This window comes from Ramlibacter sp., assembly GCF_028291745.1.
Classification (GTDB): Bacteria; Pseudomonadota; Gammaproteobacteria; order Burkholderiales; family Burkholderiaceae_C; genus Ramlibacter.
In genome coordinates this window covers 1-18,125 of record NZ_JAQGNQ010000023.1, presented here as the reverse complement: position 1 = coordinate 18,125, position 18,125 = coordinate 1, and the positions used below count along the sequence as shown (strand labels likewise).

The window sequence follows — 18,125 nt, the reverse complement described above, 5'->3', positions numbered from 1 at the left end:
TGACACCGCGTTGCGCCATTCGCAACGGCGCTCACCAGCCGTGCAGGCGGCTCCACGCAGTCAATCCACCGTCTGCCGCAAGCGCCTGGTACGCGGGGAACTGCGCCCCTGTGGCGCAGGCATGGATCGGCAGGATGCGCAGCTGCGTGCCGACCGGGAAGCGCTTGGCGATCTCGCCGTCGGGTGAGCCCTCGCGCGACAGGATTCCGTGCTCCTGGTTGGTGCCGCTCAGCACGTAGCCTTCCAGCACGGTGCCGTCGCTGCTGCACACCTGGCCGAAGCCGTAGTCCCGCTTCTGCTTCTCCGTGCCGCGGTCGCGGCTCATCGCCATCCAGCCGGCATCGACGATGGCCCAGCCCTTGGCCACCTGGTGGCCGATGACGGTCGTCAGCACGCTCAACGCGATGTCCGCGGTACTGCAGACACCGATGTTGTGCATCACGAGGTCGAAGAACACGTACACGCCGGCGCGCACTTCCGTGACGCCATCGAGCCGCTCGGCCGCCAGGGCGGTCGGAGTGGACCCGACGCTGACCGCCCGGCAGGGCAGGCCCGCGGCGCGCAGCCGCTCGGCCGCGCGCACGCAGCCGGCGCGCTCCTGCTCGGCGAGCGCGACCAGCGCCGCGTGCGTGTCGAGCTCATAGCTGGTGCCGGCATGGGTCATCACGCCGCCCAGCAGCATGCCGCCGTCATGCAGCACGCGCCCCACTTCCAGCAGTTCCGGCTGCTCCGGCTTGATGCCGGAGCGGTCACCGTCGGTGTCGATCTCGATCCAGACCTCGAAAACCTCTCCATGCGCCCGGCCGAACGCGGCGATGGCGGCGGCCGAGTCCACGCTGTCGGTGATCAGCTTCAGGTCGCAGCCCTGGCGCCGCAGCGCCAGCGCCTGCGGCAGCCTGGCCGGCGCCATGCCGACCGCGTAGAGGATGTCGGTGACGCCGTCGGCGAAGAACTGCGCGGCTTCCTTGAGCGTCGACACAGTGATGCCGCGGGCGCCGGCGGCGAGCTGGGCGCGCGTGACCGGCGTGCTCTTGCTGGTCTTCACGTGCGGCCGGAAGCGCACGCCGAGCGCATCCATGCGCTGCTGCATGCGCACGATGTTGCGTTGCATGCGCGGCAGGTCGATGAGGGCCGCGGGCGTGTCGAGGGTGGCGAGTGCGGAGCTGGCGTCCATGGCTGTCCTCGGTCCTTGCGGCTACGACCCGATGCCGGCCAGGCGTGCCACCTCGGACGCGGCGTGATCGAGCGCGCGCTGCTCGCCGGCCGTGAAGGCGTGCGTGCCGTCGACGTAATGGACCGAGATCCAGCCGCTGAGGGCTCCGTCCTTCGCCAGCAGTGGGGCGAGCATCTGGGCCTTGGCGGCGTAGGCGCTCATGAGCGCCGGCGGCGGCGGGGGCACCGGGCTGCCGGTCAGATCCGGCTGGACGAGATTGCGCTTTTCCGCCGCCAGCCACTGCACCGTGGCTGCGGCGCGCTGGTCGATGGAGCCATCGCCGCGCAGCGACTTCACGCCCGGCCGCAGGGCTTCCGCGCAGATGAAGTCGACGTGCCAGCCGCGCGGCGCGTCATCGATGCGCAAGGTGCAGCGGCTGCCATGGCTGGCGTGCAGCAAGGTTGCAAGAATGTCGTCGAACTTCTTCTCGAGGGCGGCGACCTGGGAGGATTTTTTTTCCATGGTGTTGCTTGGTGGGTTCTAGGCGAGCGTTGCGCCGATCAGCAGCCCGATCAGCCGGCTCGCGGATCGCGCCAGCGCCGTTTCCTCGGGGGTCCACGGGTGCAGATCCTTCAGGCTGTGGACCGAGATCGCGGCGGCCATGCTGTCCTCGCGGAACAGCGGCGTGACCATCTGCGAGCGCATGTCGCCGTAGTGCTTCAACATGCTGTGGAACACGGGCTCGGTGGAGGCGCTGCGGGTGTCGTCCTGCACCACCTGCGCGCGCTCGGCGAGCATCTTCATGATGACCGGTTGGTTGGTCTGGACGATCGTGAGGTCGCCGCGCAAGCTCCACACGCCGTCGGCGCGCGACTCGTGCGTCACCGGGAAGGCATAGGCGCCACTGACGTTCTGGCGCAGCGTGCAGCGCTGGACGCGCAGGCCCGCGCGCAGGCCGTCCAGGATCGCCTGGAGGGCCGCGTCGCGCAGGTCCTCGATGGACGTTCCCAGCTTGCGGCCGGCGCGTTCTTCCAGTAGCGCGAGCGCGCTGGCCTGCGCCTTGCGCACGGCCTCGACGTCCTGCGCCTGCCATGGCCTGGGTCCCGGCAGATGGTGGAGCGTGATCATTCCGGCAAGCCCGTCGCCTTGCACCAGCGGGGCCAGAATGCGTGCCCGGGCGCCGTAGCGATCAACCAGGGCCCGGGCCACCGATGGCTCGGCGCGTTCCAGGTCGTCCTGGGTCACGATCTGTTTGTCGCGCTCCAGTTGCGCAAACGTGGCCGCTTCGAGCGGCGCGCCATCGGCGGGATCGTTGCGCATCTGGCGCGCGCCGTGGGCGACCGCCTCGCCGGCAAAGGCAAGACCGCCTTCGGGCCGTGCGAGTTGCACCGTCGCCCGGCTCGCGCCGGTGGCGAGCAGCAGGTCCTCGGCAATCGATTGGAATGTTGGCATGGCGAAACTCCTGTTCAATAAATACCGATGTCAGTAAGCCGCGGCGTGGCCGTCGCGGCGCGAGTCGCTGGCGGCGACATAGCCGTCCTCGAGAGCGTCGGACAGCTTCCAGATGAACTGGCCGCTGCCGAACTCCATGTAGCTGTCGGTCGTCGGCTCCTGCTGGTGGCCCAGGTCCTTCAGCCCGCCGACCAGCGCCGGCGCCATCGTCGATTCGAAGTCGATGCCCAGGCCCTTGCTGACCCGCCAGCGCGGCGCGTCGCAGGCGGCCTGCGGCTGCTGGCGATGCGTCAGCATGCGCACCAGCGTCTGCAAGTGGCCTTGCGGTTGCATGTTGCCACCCATCACGCCGAAGCTCATCTGCGGCTGGCCGTCGCGCATCAGGAAGCCGGGGATGATGGTGTGGAAAGGCCGCTTGCCGCCGGCCACGAGGTTCGGGTGCCCGGCCTGGAGCGTGAAGCCGAAACCGCGGTTCTGCAGGCTGACGCCGGTGCCGGGCACGACCACGCCGCTGCCGAAGCCGTTGAAGTTCGACTGGATCAGGCTGATCATCATGCCGCTCTCGTCGGCCGCGGTGAGGTAGATCGTGCCGCCGCTGGGCGGCGTGCCGTGCTTGAAGTCGGTCGCGCGGCGCATGTCGATCAGCTTCGCGCGTTCGGCCAGATAGCCGTCGCTGAGCAGGTCCGCCGCCGTCACCTCGGTCATGAAGCGCGGGTCGCCCACCCAGCGGGTGGTGTCGGCGAAGGCGAGCTTCATCGCCTCGATCTGCAGGTGTTGCGACTCCACGCTGTCGACGGGGAAGCGCGCCAGGTCCAGCTTGTCCAGCATGCCCAGTGCCATCAGCGCGGCGATGCCCTGACCGTTCGGCGGGATCTCGTGCACGGTGTGGCCGGCGAAGTCCTGCTGGATCGTGCCGACCCATTCGGGACTGTGGTTCGCCAGGTCCGACAGCACCATGCTGCCGCCGTTGGCCTTGGCATGGGCCACCAGCTTTTCGGCGATCTCGCCGCGGTAGAAGGCTTCGCCCTTGGTCAGCGCGATCTGGCGCAGCGTGGCGCCGGCCTCGGCGAACACGAAGCGCTCTCCCGGCGCCGGTGCCCGCCCGTGCGGCAGGAAGGCTTGGGCGTAACCCGGCTGGCCCTCCAGCAACGGAACCTGGCGTGCCCATTTGTCGCCGACGATGCGCCCGACTCCATGGCCCCGCTCGGCGAGTTCGATGGCCGGCTCCAGCAGGTCCGCGAACGGCAGCCTGCCGAAGCGCGTCGACAACGCCACCCAGCCGGCCACGGCGCCCGGCGTCGTGACGCTGTCCCAGCCACGCTGCGGAATCCTGCCGCCGTGCCGGCGCCGGAAGTAGTCCGGGTTCCAGGCGGCCGGCGCGACGCCCGACGAGTTCAGGCCGTGCAGCTGCTGCCCGTCCCAGAGGATCGCGAAGTTGTCGCTGCCCAGGCCGTTGGACACCGGCTCGACGATGGTGATCGCGGCGGCGGCGGCGATCGCCGCGTCCACGGCGTTGCCGCCCTTGAGCAGCATGCGCACCCCGGCCTGCGACGCGAGCGCGTGCGAAGTCGCGACGACGTTGCGTGCCATCACGGGGCTGCGGATCGTCGGATACGGGTTGTTCCAGTCGAAGTTCATGTCGTTGAGCGGTCGAGAAAGGGAATGGGAAGGCCTGGGGCTCAGCGTTGGCGCGGGTCGAGCGCATCGCGCAGTCCGTCGCCCAGGAGGTTGAACGACAGGACCAGCAGGAAGATCGACAGCCCGGGCCAGATCGCCATCCAGGGCGCGTTGTCGATGAAGTTCTTCGCGGTGTTGAGCATGCTGCCCCAGCTCGGCGCCGGCGGTTGCTGGCCGAGGCCGAGGAACGACAGGCTGGCCTCGGCAATCACCGCGGCGGCGATGGCGAGCGTCGACTGCACGATCAGGGGCGGGGTGACGTTGGGCAGCACGTGACGCAGCGCGATGCGCAGCGGCGAATTGCCGACCGCCCGCGCCGCCTCGATGTAGTCCTCGACCTTGACGGTGAGAACCTGCGCGCGCGTCAGGCGCACGAAGATCGGCGTCGCCGACACGCCGATCGCGATCATGGCGTTGCTCAGGCTCGGGCCCAGGAAGGAAGCGAGCGCGATCGCGAGGATCAGGAACGGGCAGGCCAGGAAGGCGTCGGTAATGCGCGAAATCAGTCCATCGGCAAAACCGCCGAGAAAGCCCGCAGCCAGGCCGATCGGCACGCCCAGGAGCAGCGAGATCGACACCGACAGCACGCCCGCGAGCAGCGAGGCCCGCGTGCCCCAGATCACGCGCGACAGCACGTCGCGACCGATCTCGTCGGTGCCGAACCAGTGCTCGGCGCTAGGCGCCTTGCGGATGGCGCCCCAGCTGGTGGCGATCGGGTCGTGCGGCGCGATCCATGGCGCGCACACCGCCAGCGCGATGAAGGCGAGGACCACCGACAGGCCGATCAGCGCGCCGCGGCGGCGGCACAGGCGGCGCCAAGCGCGGCGCCACGGGCCGGCCTCGCGCTGCGGTGGGTTGGAGCTGAGGCTGATGGGAAGAACGGCGGACATGCTCAGCGCCTCAAGCGCGGGTTGACGAGGAAGTAGGCCAGGTCGGCCAGCAGGTTCAGCGTGATGTAGGTGGTGGCCGTGACCAGCACCACCCCCTGCACGACCGAGTAGTCGCGATTGAAGACCGAGTCGACGATCAGCTTGCCGAAGCCCGGGATCGTGAACACCTGCTCGGTGAGCACTGCGCCCGACAGCAGCGTGCCGAGTTCGAGCGCCCCCAGCGTGATGATCGGCGTGAGCGCGTTGCGCAGTGCGTGCCTGAGCACCACGGTGCGCTCGCTCAGGCCCTTGGCGCGTGCGGTGCGCACGTAGTCGGTGGACATGACCTGCAGCATCGCGCTGCGGGTGTGGCGCATCAGCACCGCCGCGATCGCGTTGCCAAGGACGAAGGCCGGCATGACCATCGCCGCGAGGTTCGCGCCCAGGTCCTCGAACGGACTGACGTAACCGGACGCCGGCAGCCAGCGGAGCTGCACCGAGAACAGCAGGATCATCAGGATGCCGAGCCAGAAGTTCGGCGTCGAGACGCCCCATAGCGCAAAGCCGTTGGCCGCGAAGTCCCAGCCCGTGCCGCGGCCGACCGCCGCAACGATGCCCGCCGGCACGCCGATCAGCAGCGCGAAGCACATCGCCAGCAAGGCCAGTTCCACCGTCACCGGCAGCTTCTGCGCGATCAGCACGAGCACCGGTTCCTGGGTATGTACCGACTCGCCGAGGTCCCCCTGCACCACGCCGCGCATCCAGATCGCATAGCGCGCGGGCAGCGGTTCGTCCAGATGGAGCTTGCTGCGAAAGTGGGCGATGACGGCGGGATCCTGGTCTTCGCCGGCCAGGATCTTCGCCGGGTCGCCGGGCAGCAGTTGCTGCAGCCCGAAGATCAGCATCGACACGAACAGGAGCGTCGGCAGGATGGTGGCCAGGCGCTTGACGAGGAACTCGAACATCTCGCTGCGACCCGGTTCAGGGAGCCATCGTCAGGCCCGTGACGCGCAGGAGGCCGTCGGGCACGCTGCGCACGCCGGATAGCTTGGCGCTGTAGGCCCACAGCCAGTTGCGGTGGAACAGGTAGATGACCGGGCGCTCCTTGAGCACGCGCGCGGCGATCTGCTCGTACACCTTCTTGCGCGCGGCCGGGTCGCGCAGCGCGCGGGACTCGTTCAGCAGCGCATCGGTCTCGGGGCTGCAGTAGCCGGCGTAGTTCAACGGCTGCTTGCAGGCATTGGAGCTGTACAGATTGCCGTCGGGGTCGGCGCGGCCGCTCCAGGCCTGCGGATAGACCTCGAACTCGCCCGCGTCCTCCATCTTCTGCGAAGTCGCGAACTCGGTGACCTGGATCTTGACGTCGAAGCCCGCTTCGCGCGCCATTGCCTGCACGACCAGCGCCAGCTGCTTCGAGTCGGACGTGGTCGGCGTCAGCAGCGTGAAGCTAGGGTTGGGCACGCCCGCTTCCTTCAGCAGCGCCTTCGCACGCGCGAGGTCCCGCTTGGGAACCGGCATGTTCCTGGCGTAGTAGGCGTTGCCCGGCGGGACCCATTGATTGCCGACCGTGGCCTGGCCGTCCATCACCACCTGCACCAGCGCTTGCCGGTCGAGCGACAGTTCCAGCGCTTGGCGCACCCGCGGGTCGCGGCCCAGCGGATTCCTGGCCAACGCGCTCTTGCCGATGTTGATCGTCAGGGCGTCGAAGCCCAGGCCGGTGATGCGCGATGTCTTCAGCCGCTTGTCGGTCTGGAGCTTTTCCATGTCGCTGGGCGCAACGCGCTCGACGAAGTCGAGCTGGCCGGACTTCAGGTTCGCCAGGCGCACCGTGGCGTCGGGAATCGGCGTGTAGATCAACTTGTCGAAGTGCACCGCCTCCTTGTTCCAGTACTGCGCATAGCGCTCCAGGACGATCCGGTCCTGCGCGACGCGCTCGACGAACTTGAACGGGCCCGAACACACCGGGGCGGCGCTGAACTTTTCGCCCGCGGCCAGCGCGGCCTTCGGCGAGATCATCATGCCGGCGCGGTCGGCCAGCTGCGACAGCAGCGGCGACGACGGCGCCGACAGCTTCAGCCGCACCGTGGAGGGGTCGATCACTTCGACGCTTTCCACCGGCGCCAGGTCGCCGCGGCGGTTGGAACCCGGCAGGGTCTTGTGGCGTTCGATGTTGAACTTGACCGCGGCGGCATCGAACTTCTCGCCGTCATGGAAGGTGACGCCCTGGCGCAGCTTCAAGGTCAGCACCTTGTTGTCGGCCGACCACTCGTAGCCGGTGGCCAGCTGCGGCACGATGTTCAGTCTCTCGTCGATGTCCAGCAGCTTGTCGCACAGCGCGGTGAACACGATGCGGCCGACGAAACCGCGCGACAGCGTGGGATCGAGCGTTTCGAGGTCTTCTGCCAGGCCGATGCGCAAGGTGTTCGCCTGCACGATGAGTGGCGCCAGGGCGAGCAGCACGGGCCAGACGGATCGCAGTTTGAATGTCATGGGCACCTTGAGAGGGAAATACAGGCTGTCAGCGCGCCAGCTTCAGGCCGGCCACGTGCAGCAGACCGTCGGGGCCGTTGCGCACGCCGGCGAGCCGGGCGTCGTAGGCCCACAGCCAGTTGCGGTGGTACAGGTAGAGGATCGCGCGATCCTTGAGCACGCGGGCGGCGATCCGCTCGTACACCTTCTTGCGTTCGGCCGTGTCGCGCACCGCGCGCGACTGGTTCAGCAGCGCCTCGGTCTCGGGGCTGCAGTACCCGGCGTAATTGAGCGGCTGCTTGCAGCCATAGAAGCTGAACAGGTTGCCGTCCGGGTCGGCGCGGCCGCTCCACGCCTCGACATAGGCATCGTACGCACCCCGGTCCTCCATCTGCCGCGAGGTCGCCATTTCGGCCACCTGGATCTTGACGTCGAAGCCCGCCTCGCGCGCCATGGCCTGCACCACCTCCGCCAGGCGCTGCTGCTCGGACGTGTTCGTCGTCAGCAGCGTGAAGCTGGGATTGGGCACCCCGGCTTCCTTCAGCAGTGCCTTGGCGCGCGCCAGGTCTCGCCCGGGGACCGGCATGTTCTGCGCGTAATAGGGGTTGCCGGGCGCGACCCACTGGTTGCCGACCTGGGCCTCGCCGTCCATCACCACCTGGACCAGACCCCGCCGGTCGAGCGACAGCTCGAAGGCCTCGCGCACGCGGGGGTCGCGGCCCAGCGGGTTCTTGCTGGCCTGGTCGCCGCGGCCGAGGTTGATCGTGATGCCCTGGTAGCCGATTTCGGTGGTGTGCGAGGTCTTCAGCTTCTTGTCGGACCGAAGCTTTTCCATGTCGCTGGAGGCGACGCGCTCGATGAAATCGAGCTGCCCGGACCGCAAGTTGGCCAACCGCACCGTCGCGTCGGGGATCGGCCGGTAGATCACCCGGTCGAAGTGGATCGCGTCCTTGTTCCAGTACTGCGGGTAGCGCTCCAGCACAACGCGGTCCTGGGCGACCCGCTCGACGAACTTGAACGGCCCCGCGCACACCGGCCGGGAGCCGAACTTGTCGCCGGCCGCGAGCGCGGCCTTCGGCGACACCATCATCCCGGCGCGGTCGGTCAGCTGCGCGAGCACTGGCGACGACGGCGCCGACAGGTTCAGCCGGACCGTGTACGGGTCGACCACGTCGACGCTCGCCACCGGCGCCAGCTCGCCGCGGCGGTTGGAGCCGGGCGTCGTGCGGTGGCGATCGAGGTTGAACTTGACCGCCGCGGCATCGAACTTCTCGCCATCCTGAAAGGTGACGCCCTGGCGCAGCTTCAAGGTCAGCGCCTTGCCGTCGGCGGACCATTCGTAGCCGGTGGCCAGCTGCGGCACGATGTTCACCTTGTCGTCGATGTCGAACAGCTTGTCGCACAGCGCGTTGAAGACGATGCGCTCGGCGAAGGTGCGCGCGAACGTGGGGTCGAGCGTTTCGATGTCTTCGGCGATGCCGACCCGCAGCGTCTGCGACACGACGGCCAGCGGGGCGAGCGCGAGCAACAGCGCGAGCGAGAAAGATCGGGACATTGATTTCATGGTCGAAGCGGGGGCGGCAAGGGAGCGGGGAGAATGAATGGCCGGGTGCTTCACGCGCCGGCCGCATTCACCGGGGCAACGGGAATGAACGCCGATTGCAGCCACTCCAGCCGTTGCCGCGCGTCCGTTCGGACGGCCGCATCAGGCAGCCGGGCCGGGACGGGAAGCTCACGCCAGAAGTGGCAGGCCACCGCTTGGCTGCCGACAGTTCCCAGCTCTGGCGCGCGCTGCGAGCAAAGCGGTTGCGCATGCGGGCAGCGGGTATGGAAGTGGCATCCCGCCGGCGGGTTCAGCGGGCTCGGCACATCGCCGGCCAGCATCGTGCGTTCGCGCTGCAAGCCGGGCTCGGGCAGCGGGATCGCCGCCAGCAGGGCGCGCGTATACGGGTGGCGCGGAGCCGCGAACAGTTCGTCCTTGTCGCCGATCTCGACGATGCGCCCGAGGTACATCACGGCGATGCGCGTCGCGATGTGCTTGATGACCGCGAGGTCGTGCGCGATGAACATGTAGGCGAGGCCGAAGCGGCGTTGCAGGTCCTGCAACAGGTTGACGACCTGCGCCTGGACCGACACGTCCAGCGCCGACACCGCCTCGTCGCAGACGATCAGCTTCGGCTCGACCGCCAGCGCACGGGCGATGCCGATGCGCTGGCGCTGGCCGCCGGAGAATTCGTGCGGATAGCGCTGCGCATGCTCGCCGGCCAGGCCCACCGTGTGCAGCAGCTCGGCCACGCGCTCGCGGTGGCGGCCGGCGTGCAGTCCGTGCAGCATCAGCGGCTCGGCGAGCGTCTGGCCCACCGTCATGCGCGGGTTCAGGGAGGAATACGGATCCTGGAAGATGATCTGCATGGCCCGGCGCTGGGCGCGCAGCCCTGCGGCGTCGAGCGTGTTCAGGTCCTGTCCGTCGAAGAGGATGCGGCCGCCGGTCGGCTCGATCAGCCGCAGCACCAGGCGCCCGAGCGTCGACTTGCCGCAGCCGGATTCGCCGACCACGCCCAGCGTTTCGCCGGCGGCAATCTGCAGGTCCACGCAGTCGACCGCGCGCACGGCGCCCTGCACCCGTCCGAACACGCCGCGGCGCACCGGGAAATGCTTGACGAGTCCCTCCACCTGAAGCAGTGGCGCAGCGCTCATGCCAGCACCGCCTCGGGCCAGCGCGGCATCAATGCCCGTGGATCGAGCGGTGCCTTCCGGCAGGCCGACAGGTGCTGCGCCCCCACTTCCCGCAGTGCGGGCGCCGCGGCGCGGCATTGCGCATCGGCAAAAGGGCAGCGCTCCGCAAAGCCGCAGCCGGCCGGCCGCCGCAGCGGACTCGGGACCTGGCCTTCGATCGAGGCGAGCCGCTCGCGCGCGCCATCGAGGCGCGGAATCGACCCCAGCAAGCCGATGGTGTACGGATGCTGGGGCGCCTCGAACAGCGCCTTCACCGGCGCGCGCTCGACCACGCGGCCGCAATACATCACCGCCACTTCGTCGGCGAGTTCGGCGACGACGCCCAGGTCGTGGGTGATCAGCATGATCGCGGCGCCGGTGTCCGCCTGCAAGGTGCGCATGAGGTCAAGAATCTGCGCCTGGATGGTCACGTCCAGCGCCGTGGTCGGCTCGTCGGCGATCAGCAGGCGCGGCTCGCAGGCCAGCGCCATCGCGATCATGGCGCGCTGCCGCATGCCGCCGGAGAGCTTGTGCGGGTATTCATGGAAGCGCTGCTCCGGCGCGGGGATGCGCACCTTGCGCAGCATCGCGATCGCGCGCCCAGTGGCTTCCGCGCGGCTGATCCTGCGATGCCGCAGCAGGCCCTCGACGATTTGCTCGCCGATGGTGAAGGCCGGGTTGAGCGAGGACATCGGCTCCTGGAAGATCATCGCCATGCCGTTGCCGCGCAGCTCCTGCAGTTCGCGCGCCGGGGCGCCGACCAGCTCGCGCCCCTCGAAGCGGATCGAACCGCCGCGGATGCGCCCGGGCGGGTTGGGCACCAGTCCCATGATCGACAAGGACGTCACGCTCTTGCCGCAACCCGACTCGCCGACGATCGCCAGCGTGCGACCGGCGTCGATGGCGAAACTCACGCCGTCGACCGCCGCGAACTCGCCTTCGTCGGTGGTGAAATGCGTGCGCAATTCGTGCACTTCGAGCAGGGCTGTCATTCGGTGGAAACGGGGCCTTTGCGGTGTGAACGGGACCTCGAAATTGATCTTAGCCACCGGACGGTGACTTGCTGCCGCCAATGCTCGATGAGGGCGTTGCGCTAAATCGAACGCATGGCCGGCAGTGCGGCATGTCAGCCGAACGAGACCGGGGCCGCCGCGTTCTCCAGCATCGACAGCACGCTCATGCCGGTGATCTCGGAGGTCTTCGGATTCGACGCGCTGCTGCTGCCCGCCACCGTCACCGCCAGGTTGGAGCCCTCTCCCTCGGCCTCGATGCGCCCGATATTCCACCTGGCGCCCGGGTCGGCCACCAGTTCGACCAGCGTTCGTTCGAAACCCAGCCCGGCCAGCCCCACCGCCGCCGCCAGGTTGGCGTTCTTCGGAAAGAGCCTCGCAGCCTCGCCCGCGCTGCCGCGGAAGATCACTGCCGGCCCGGTCAGGCCGCGCAGGTCGAAGTGCTGTTCGGCCGGCGTTCCGAGCCACGACTTCGGCGGCTTGATCGAGGTGTACTTCACACGATGCAGACCGGCGCGCCGCAAGGCCAGCAGGCCGTCGAGGCCGGCGATGGCCCCGACCGGCAGGATGACCCGGCTGCCGCCCGACTCCGCCGCTCGTCGCAGGCGTTCGAGGACACCCTCAGCTGCGAGGCCGCCGACCGACAACAGCAGGAAATCGGTGCCCTTGCGCAGAATCCTTTCACCATAGGCGATGACGGCGGTGTGGCCCGCAGCCTCGACCACCGCATGCGGGCAGCGGTCAAGGAATTCCGCGAAATCGGCGGTCACCACGACGCCGCCCGCAACGGCGGCCCGGGCCTCATCTGCCTGGTGCGGACGCACCAGGATCGCGCCCAATCGATAGCCGGGCAAGGGGCTGCGCGACCAGTCGGCGACGATCGAACGACCGATCGCGCCGTAGCCGATGATGCCCACATGCTTGTCGTGCATGACAAGTGTTTTCATTGTTCTCGACGGATCAGGAGCGCGGCGACGTGCCGCGCCCGACCGGGGCAGTGTGCCCCCAGCCGCTCCGCCTGAGAACGCGCAACTGCCGCACAGGGCATTGCGTAACTCGCAACAGCAGTGGGCCTGCGGTTGCGGACCGGCCGGCCGCGCGTCTTACACGGACGCCTTCGCGACGCGCTGCAACTCGTCGAGAAACAGCTTCAGCAGACGGGACGGCCGGCGCGAGCCGAGAGCGATGATGTCGACGGTCGTGTCGTTCAGCGCGCGGTCGTCGATTACGACCCCTTTCAGGCGCCCGAGCGTCCGATCGATCGCTATGCTCAATCGCGGGAGCAGCGCGCCGCCCGCGCCCTGGCGCGCAAAGCCACGCAATGCTTCGAACGAATCGGTGCTCAACACCGGCGTTAGCGCCACGCCGGCCGCCTGGGCGGCGCGGTCCAGGACCTGGCGCACGCCGAAGCTGGGCTCCGGCATGGCGAGCGGCAAGGTCTTCAGGTCCGCCAGCGTCACCGAATCCGCGGCAGCCAGCGGATGATCGGGCGCGAGCGCCAGGACGATGGGCTCGGCGAACCGCGCCAGGAAACGCAGTTCGGTGTCCGGGCCGGCACAAAACGTGAGGCCGACGTCGACTTCACCGAGCTTCACGGCCTCGATGACCTTCGGCGCGGGGAGCATGCGAAGCTGGAACGACACGCCGTCGAACTTGGACCGGAAGTTCGTGATGGCCATGACTGCCCGCTCCGAGATGGTGCTTTCCACCGCCGCGATGCGGATGAAGCCGCGCCGCACGCCCTTGAGATCGTTGATGTCAGCGCGCAGGCTGTCGTAGTCCAGCAGCACCGTTCGCGCAAAGTCCGCCACCAGCTTGCCCGCGTAGGTGGGAACGACGCCGGCCGCCGACCGGTCGAACAGCTGCGCCCCGACCTGGTGCTCCAGCAGCTGGATCTGCCGGCTCACCGATGAAGGCGCCAGGCTCAGATTATCGCCGGCGCCGCGGATGGACCCGGCACGAACGGCCTCATAAAACGCTCGAAGACTTCCGGGAAACAGCATGTCTCGATCTCTCCATGAACTCAAGCCCGTCCAATCCAGGAGCAGGCAGCGCGCGTTGCAAGGAATGCAACGACGATTGTGTGGGCGGCGTTGCGCTTGTCGCAACCCATATGGCCGACGCGAGTTGCAAATCCCATGCCACGGACATCGCCGCTGCGGCGGCGCAGTTCCCGGCAGCAGCTTTGTAATGTTCGCGTCATCCAGGCGTTGCCGCCACGCTTCCGGGACTGCGAGCGCGATGCTCGAAGACGCACGCCGAGCGCGACGCCGACCTGTGACGCAGGCGATGGCGATGGCGCCGCTGAAGAGATGATGTTGGAGGTGTATGCGCGCTGGATCTAGAGCGTCCATTTGTACAAATGCTTCATTGCAGCACGGCCCGTTCGGGTCTTTCAACACATAGGCCAGAACCGGTCCTGAGCCAGAGGGTCGCGCAAACCGGAACGCATCGTGTGGCATCTCAAAGGAGATAGCCCTGTTGATCTAGATCACCGCGGTGATTGGGAGTATCGGTGCCTGCCACTGCGGCCCGGGCGCTTTACTCCGGATGCGGGTATCTTGCAAATACTCGCAGCTCGAGTATTTGCTATTTACCTCGAATAGGAGTAAAGTTACTTTACTCCAAATGCGAGTAATCCATGGGATCCACTCTCAGCTTTCCGCTCCTTACCGCCGCCCAGCTAGGCCGAATGCTGCAGAGTGCTCGCAAGGGGCGCAAGCTGAGCCAAGCGGAGGTCGGTGCTCGCCTAGGGTTGAGCCAAAAACGGGTGTCGGCGCTGGAGCTCGATCCGGGCAGCATTAGCGTAGACCAAATGCTGCGGTGGTGCGCCGCTGTGGGGCTCGCCTTGGAGATTGGCCTAAATCCCGACAGCGCTCCATCCGATATGGACGGGGCGGCGCCGGAGCAGGATCCGGGTTCCGCGAAAGTGGAGTGGTAGGCGTGGGCCGTCCCTCTCTGTCGCGCGCCCTGTCCGTCTGGGCCAACGGCGTGCGGGTTGGCACTTGGCGCATTCCGGCTCGCGGCGACATGGAGCTCTACTACGACGATTCCTGGCGCAGCTCCGACGGCGGCAGGCCGCTGTCACTTTCGCTGCCGTTCGGCGCGGACGCATCGCCTCTCAAAGGCGCGGCGGTCGCCAACTACTTCGACAATCTTCTGCCGGACAGCGCCCACATCCGCAAGCGGCTGGCGGGTCGATTCCGCACGCGTGCAGACGATACCTTTGACCTGCTGGCGGCGATCGGCCGGGACTGCGTCGGTGCCGTGCAGCTGTTGCCCGAGGATGGCCAGCCCGAAGGTGTCGCCCGGATCGCGGGTACACCCATGTCCGATGAAGACGTGGCCAGGCACCTGCAAGGCATGCTGGCGCCACCGATGCCGGGGCAGGGCGCGGACGACGAATTCCGGATCTCGATTGCAGGCGCCCAGGAGAAGTCAGCGCTGCTGCGGCACGAGGGTCACTGGCTGCTGCCGCACGGCGCCACGCCCACCACCCACATCCTGAAGTTGCCGCTGGGGCTCGTCGGCAATACGAAGGCGGACCTCACCACTTCGGTGGAAAACGAGTGGCTGTGCATGCAGCTGCTGCAGGCCTTCGGCCTGGCCGCGGCCAACACCGAAATTCGCGATTTCGCTGGCCAGCGGGTGCTCTGCGTGGAGCGCTTCGATCGCCAGCTGCATTCTTCCGGCACCTGGATCATGCGTCTGCCGCAGGAGGACTTCTGCCAAGTCAACGGACTGCCACCGTCACTGAAGTACGAGGCGGAGGGCGGTCCGGGACTGCCGCAACTAGCGCGCATCCTCGCCAACTCGCAGCGCGCGCAGCAGGACATCGCAACCGTGCTGAAGGCGCAGATCCTTTTCTGGATGCTTGCCGCCACCGACGGTCATGCGAAGAACTTCAGCATCCAGCTGCTGGCCCGAGGCCGTTACCAACTCACACCGCTGTACGACGTGGTGTCGATCTGGCCGATCGCCGGTGGCGCTGCCAACCAGTTGTCCTGGCACAAGGCCAAGCTGGCCATGGCGGTTTCGGGCAAGAACCGGCACTACCTGCTCAAGGACATCCAGCGGCGGCACTTCAACGCGATGGCATTCAAGTGCGGGTATGGGCCAAGCGCGGAGCCGCTAATCGAGGAGATCCTTGACCGGGTGCCCGGGGCCGTCGCGGAGGTCAGCTCCAGGTTGCCAGCAGCATTTCCGCAGCGCGTCGCAGACAAGATTTTTGGGGGCCTCCAGAGTTCAGCGACAAAGCTCGCGACGATGCCACCGAAGTGATGCGTCGGGTCTCGCGTCTGTAAATAAGACGCAATAGAGGTCGCTAGGAAAGCGCGCCTACACAGAGGTTTCCGGGCTGGCCGACGGGTGCTTGACGGGACGCAGCGTTTGCAGGCGTTAGCATGCCCACCATGATCCGCCGCCTCTTTCTGCTTGCTGCCGCCTTGGTGCTGCCGCTGGCGGCGCTGCTTTTCGCGCAGTGGCCTTTGCGGGAACTGGTGCGTGCCTATGCGCTTCAGGTCAATGACGTGGCGCAGGTGCTGTTCGCCGTGTTCATGGCGTTTGCCGTGGCCCATGCCAGCCGCGCGGGCACGCACCTCGTCGCCGGCCACGCGCCGCGGTCGCGGCGCTTCATGGCCACGGGTGTGACGATCTGCGTGCTGCCCTGGGCCGTGTTCATGCTGACCACCGCCGCCGGGCCGGTGTGGCGCTCCGTCCGCAGCCTCGAAAGGTTCCCGGAGACCTTCGACTCCGGCTTTTTCCTGATCCGCGTCGCGCTGATCTTGCTGGTCCTTCTGGTGCTGCTGCAGACCCTTGACGCGTGCAGGCGCGCCTGGCGCGACTGATGCCGGGCCTGGGCTTGTCGATGCTGGCCGTACTGGCGGCACTGGTGGCCACCACCGGCCTGCCCGTCTGGGCGCTGCTGCTGGGGGTCACGAGCGCGTTCGCGGTGCTGGGGCTCGCACTGGGTGCGTTCGATGCGGCGGTCCTCGGGGCCGTGGTGCCGCGCACCATGAACCTGCTGGAACACGACCTGCTGCAGGCGATGCCGCTTTATGTCTTTATCGGCATGTTGCTGCAGCGCCTCCCTGTGGGCGACGCCCTGTTCCGTACGGCGGCTCGCCTCCTCCGGCCCACGGGTGCGGGCATGGCGCTGGCCACGCTGGCCGTGGGCAGCCTGGTTGCGCCCATGAACGGCTCCGTCGCGTCCAGTGCGTCGCTGCTCTCACGGCTGGTCGGGCCGCGACTTCGCGCGTTGCCGCCCGGGCAGGGCGTCGCGCTGCTTGCCGCGGCAGCCACCATCGGCGTCGTCGTGCCGCCTTCGCTGGTGTTGCTGCTGCTGGGTGATGCGATGCTGCGGGCCCACACCGAAGCCCTGAACCTCGCGGCCGCGCCCGCCGGCAGCGTACGCGTCATCAATACACAGGACGTGCTGCATGCGGCGCTGCTGCCGGCGCTCGCGGTGCTGCTGCTCTGGGGAGTCGTCGCGTGGCGCCAGGCGCGCCGCGCTCCGCGCGACGGCGAGGAGGCGCCGCTCGCGCACGGCGACGTCGCACTGGCAGCCGCCCTGGCGTTCGGCGTGCTGACCTTGCTCGGGGGCGTGTTCGTCGGCGCGCTGCTCGCGGTCGAAGCCGCGGCCACCGGCGGGTGCCTGCTGGTGCTGCTGACTGTCGCGACGCGTTCGCTCGACGGCGCCGGCTGGCGCTCGGTGCTGGAGGACACGCTGGCCCTCAGTGGGGCCCTCTTTGCCTTGCTGGTGGGCGCCACCGCGTTCAGTCTCGTGGTCAGCGTATGCGGCACCGGCACGTGGCTCGCCGATCGCGTCACCGCGTCGCAAGCTCCGGCCCAGGCGGTCGCGGCGGCACTGCTCGCGAGCGTCGCCGCCTGCGCCTGGGTGCTGGACGCCTTCGAGATGATCTTCGTGGTCGTGCCGGTGGTCGCGCCACTGCTGGTGCTGCGCCTCGGGGATGCGCAGCAGGCCGCGGTGCTGCTCCTGCTCGTGCTGCAGGCCAGCTTCCTGCTACCCCCCCTTGGCTATGCGGTCCTGACCGCGCGCAGCCGGTCGGGTCTGCCGCCGGTGACCACGGCATCGCTGCTGCGTGCCGTGGTGCCCTTCATCGGTGTGCAGGTGCTCGTCGGGGCCGCGGTGCTGCTGTTCCCCGTCTTCGTGCACCGGTTGGACGAGCCCACCGCAGGGCCGGCCGGCAACCCGGCGCGCATGTCGGAGCAGGAACTCATGGACCGCATGCGCGACATGGCCCCGCCGCCGTACCCCGAGGAGCCGCCCGCGGCGGGCGTTCCTGCGGCGCCGGCATCGCGCTGAGCAGGACGCGTCTCGGGCTCACCCGGCGCGCCGCTCGCTTACCAGCGCGCCTGCCGCAATGCGCGGCCGGAAGCAGACATCGTCCACCGCGCATCCGAAGCAACGTGTCTAGGGCCTCGACTGCTCGATCAACCGGAGCTCCCAGGGGATGATGACTTTCGAGAAGATCACCGGGTCGGTCCAGCCGCGTGCCTCCCGTCCGAGGTGACCGCCGCTGGGGTTGATCCCAGGCGTCCTTCGGGACATCTCCGGAGCGCATCAGGAGCTCGAGGTCGGCGAACGGAACCTGCGTGTCCTTGACGCCGCCGACGACAAGCATCGGCGTCGCGGGCTTCTGAAGCAAACCCAGCGCCTTCAGCGACATCGTCGGGCCGATGCGCTCGAGATCCTGGACAGACTGGACACCCTCGTAGACGCCGAGGAAGGCCGGGACCAGATCGAACAGGTACTCGCGA

Annotated in this window: 17 protein-coding genes; 5 read left to right on the top strand and 12 right to left on the bottom strand. The window is 68.3% G+C overall.

Going from position 1 to position 18,125, the window contains the following annotated elements; all coding sequences use genetic code 11:
• Positions 1–31 precede the first annotated feature (31 nt).
• From JWP60_RS03490 to JWP60_RS03435, 12 genes are all read right to left on the bottom strand, one after another.
• The gene (locus JWP60_RS03490; RefSeq protein WP_299786417.1) at positions 32–1,174 is read right to left on the bottom strand and encodes a DSD1 family PLP-dependent enzyme; all 1,143 of its coding nucleotides are present in this window, start codon (positions 1,172–1,174) and stop codon (positions 32–34) included.
• A 21-nt stretch (positions 1,175–1,195) separates the two neighbouring features.
• Positions 1,196–1,675 carry a hypothetical protein gene (locus JWP60_RS03485; RefSeq protein ID WP_299786415.1) on the bottom strand — a complete coding sequence of 160 codons (480 nt, stop codon included), beginning with the start codon at positions 1,673–1,675 and terminating at the stop codon, positions 1,196–1,198.
• An 18-nt stretch (positions 1,676–1,693) separates the two neighbouring features.
• Positions 1,694–2,605: a GAF domain-containing protein gene (locus JWP60_RS03480; protein ID WP_299786413.1), complete on the bottom strand. Its 912-nt coding sequence runs from the start codon at positions 2,603–2,605 to the stop codon at positions 1,694–1,696.
• A gap of 30 nt (positions 2,606–2,635) precedes the next feature.
• Positions 2,636–4,243, bottom strand: coding sequence for a gamma-glutamyltransferase family protein (locus JWP60_RS03475; RefSeq protein ID WP_299786411.1), 1,608 nt, complete (start codon positions 4,241–4,243; stop codon positions 2,636–2,638).
• 41 nt (positions 4,244–4,284) lie between these two features.
• Positions 4,285–5,172 (bottom strand): ABC transporter permease, encoded by an 888-nt coding sequence (locus JWP60_RS03470; protein ID WP_299786409.1) that lies wholly within the window; start codon positions 5,170–5,172, stop codon positions 4,285–4,287.
• Between the two features lie 2 nt (positions 5,173–5,174).
• Positions 5,175–6,116, bottom strand: a complete 942-nt coding sequence (locus JWP60_RS03465; protein WP_299786407.1) for an ABC transporter permease — start codon at positions 6,114–6,116, stop codon at positions 5,175–5,177.
• A 16-nt stretch (positions 6,117–6,132) separates the two neighbouring features.
• Entirely contained in the window at positions 6,133–7,641 is a 1,509-nt protein-coding gene (locus tag JWP60_RS03460) for an ABC transporter substrate-binding protein (protein ID WP_299786405.1), read from the bottom strand.
• Between the two features lie 28 nt (positions 7,642–7,669).
• Positions 7,670–9,175, bottom strand: a complete 1,506-nt coding sequence (locus tag JWP60_RS03455; protein ID WP_299786403.1) for an ABC transporter substrate-binding protein — start codon at positions 9,173–9,175, stop codon at positions 7,670–7,672.
• Between the two features lie 59 nt (positions 9,176–9,234).
• Positions 9,235–10,317 carry a dipeptide ABC transporter ATP-binding protein gene (locus tag JWP60_RS03450; protein ID WP_299786402.1) on the bottom strand — a complete coding sequence of 361 codons (1,083 nt, stop codon included), beginning with the start codon at positions 10,315–10,317 and terminating at the stop codon, positions 9,235–9,237.
• A complete protein-coding gene (locus JWP60_RS03445; RefSeq protein WP_299786400.1) occupies positions 10,314–11,327 on the bottom strand; it encodes an ABC transporter ATP-binding protein in 1,014 nt (337 codons plus the stop codon). Before JWP60_RS03445 ends, JWP60_RS03450 begins: the two co-directional genes overlap by 4 nt.
• 134 nt (positions 11,328–11,461) lie before the next feature.
• Positions 11,462–12,262, bottom strand: coding sequence for an aspartate dehydrogenase (locus JWP60_RS03440; RefSeq protein ID WP_299786398.1), 801 nt, complete (start codon positions 12,260–12,262; stop codon positions 11,462–11,464).
• Positions 12,263–12,448: 186 nt separating this feature from the next.
• Complete coding sequence (locus JWP60_RS03435; RefSeq protein WP_299786396.1) at positions 12,449–13,348, bottom strand: LysR family transcriptional regulator; 900 nt, start codon at positions 13,346–13,348, stop codon at positions 12,449–12,451.
• Between the two features lie 638 nt (positions 13,349–13,986).
• On the opposite strand from JWP60_RS03435, the gene JWP60_RS03430 reads away from it, so the two are divergent.
• From JWP60_RS03430 to JWP60_RS03410, 5 genes are all read left to right on the top strand, one after another.
• Positions 13,987–14,286, top strand: coding sequence for a helix-turn-helix domain-containing protein (locus JWP60_RS03430; protein ID WP_299786394.1), 300 nt, complete (start codon positions 13,987–13,989; stop codon positions 14,284–14,286).
• A gap of 2 nt (positions 14,287–14,288) precedes the next feature.
• Positions 14,289–15,626 carry a type II toxin-antitoxin system HipA family toxin gene (locus tag JWP60_RS03425; protein WP_299786489.1) on the top strand — a complete coding sequence of 446 codons (1,338 nt, stop codon included), beginning with the start codon at positions 14,289–14,291 and terminating at the stop codon, positions 15,624–15,626.
• A 131-nt stretch (positions 15,627–15,757) separates the two neighbouring features.
• Positions 15,758–16,192, top strand: a complete 435-nt coding sequence (locus tag JWP60_RS03420; protein ID WP_299786392.1) for a C4-dicarboxylate ABC transporter substrate-binding protein — start codon at positions 15,758–15,760, stop codon at positions 16,190–16,192.
• A complete protein-coding gene (locus JWP60_RS03415; protein ID WP_299786390.1) occupies positions 16,168–17,670 on the top strand; it encodes a TRAP transporter large permease subunit in 1,503 nt (500 codons plus the stop codon). Before JWP60_RS03420 ends, JWP60_RS03415 begins: the two co-directional genes overlap by 25 nt.
• A 220-nt stretch (positions 17,671–17,890) precedes the next feature.
• The coding region (locus JWP60_RS03410; RefSeq protein ID WP_299786388.1) for a hypothetical protein at positions 17,891–18,125 on the top strand (235 nt) is incomplete at its 3' end.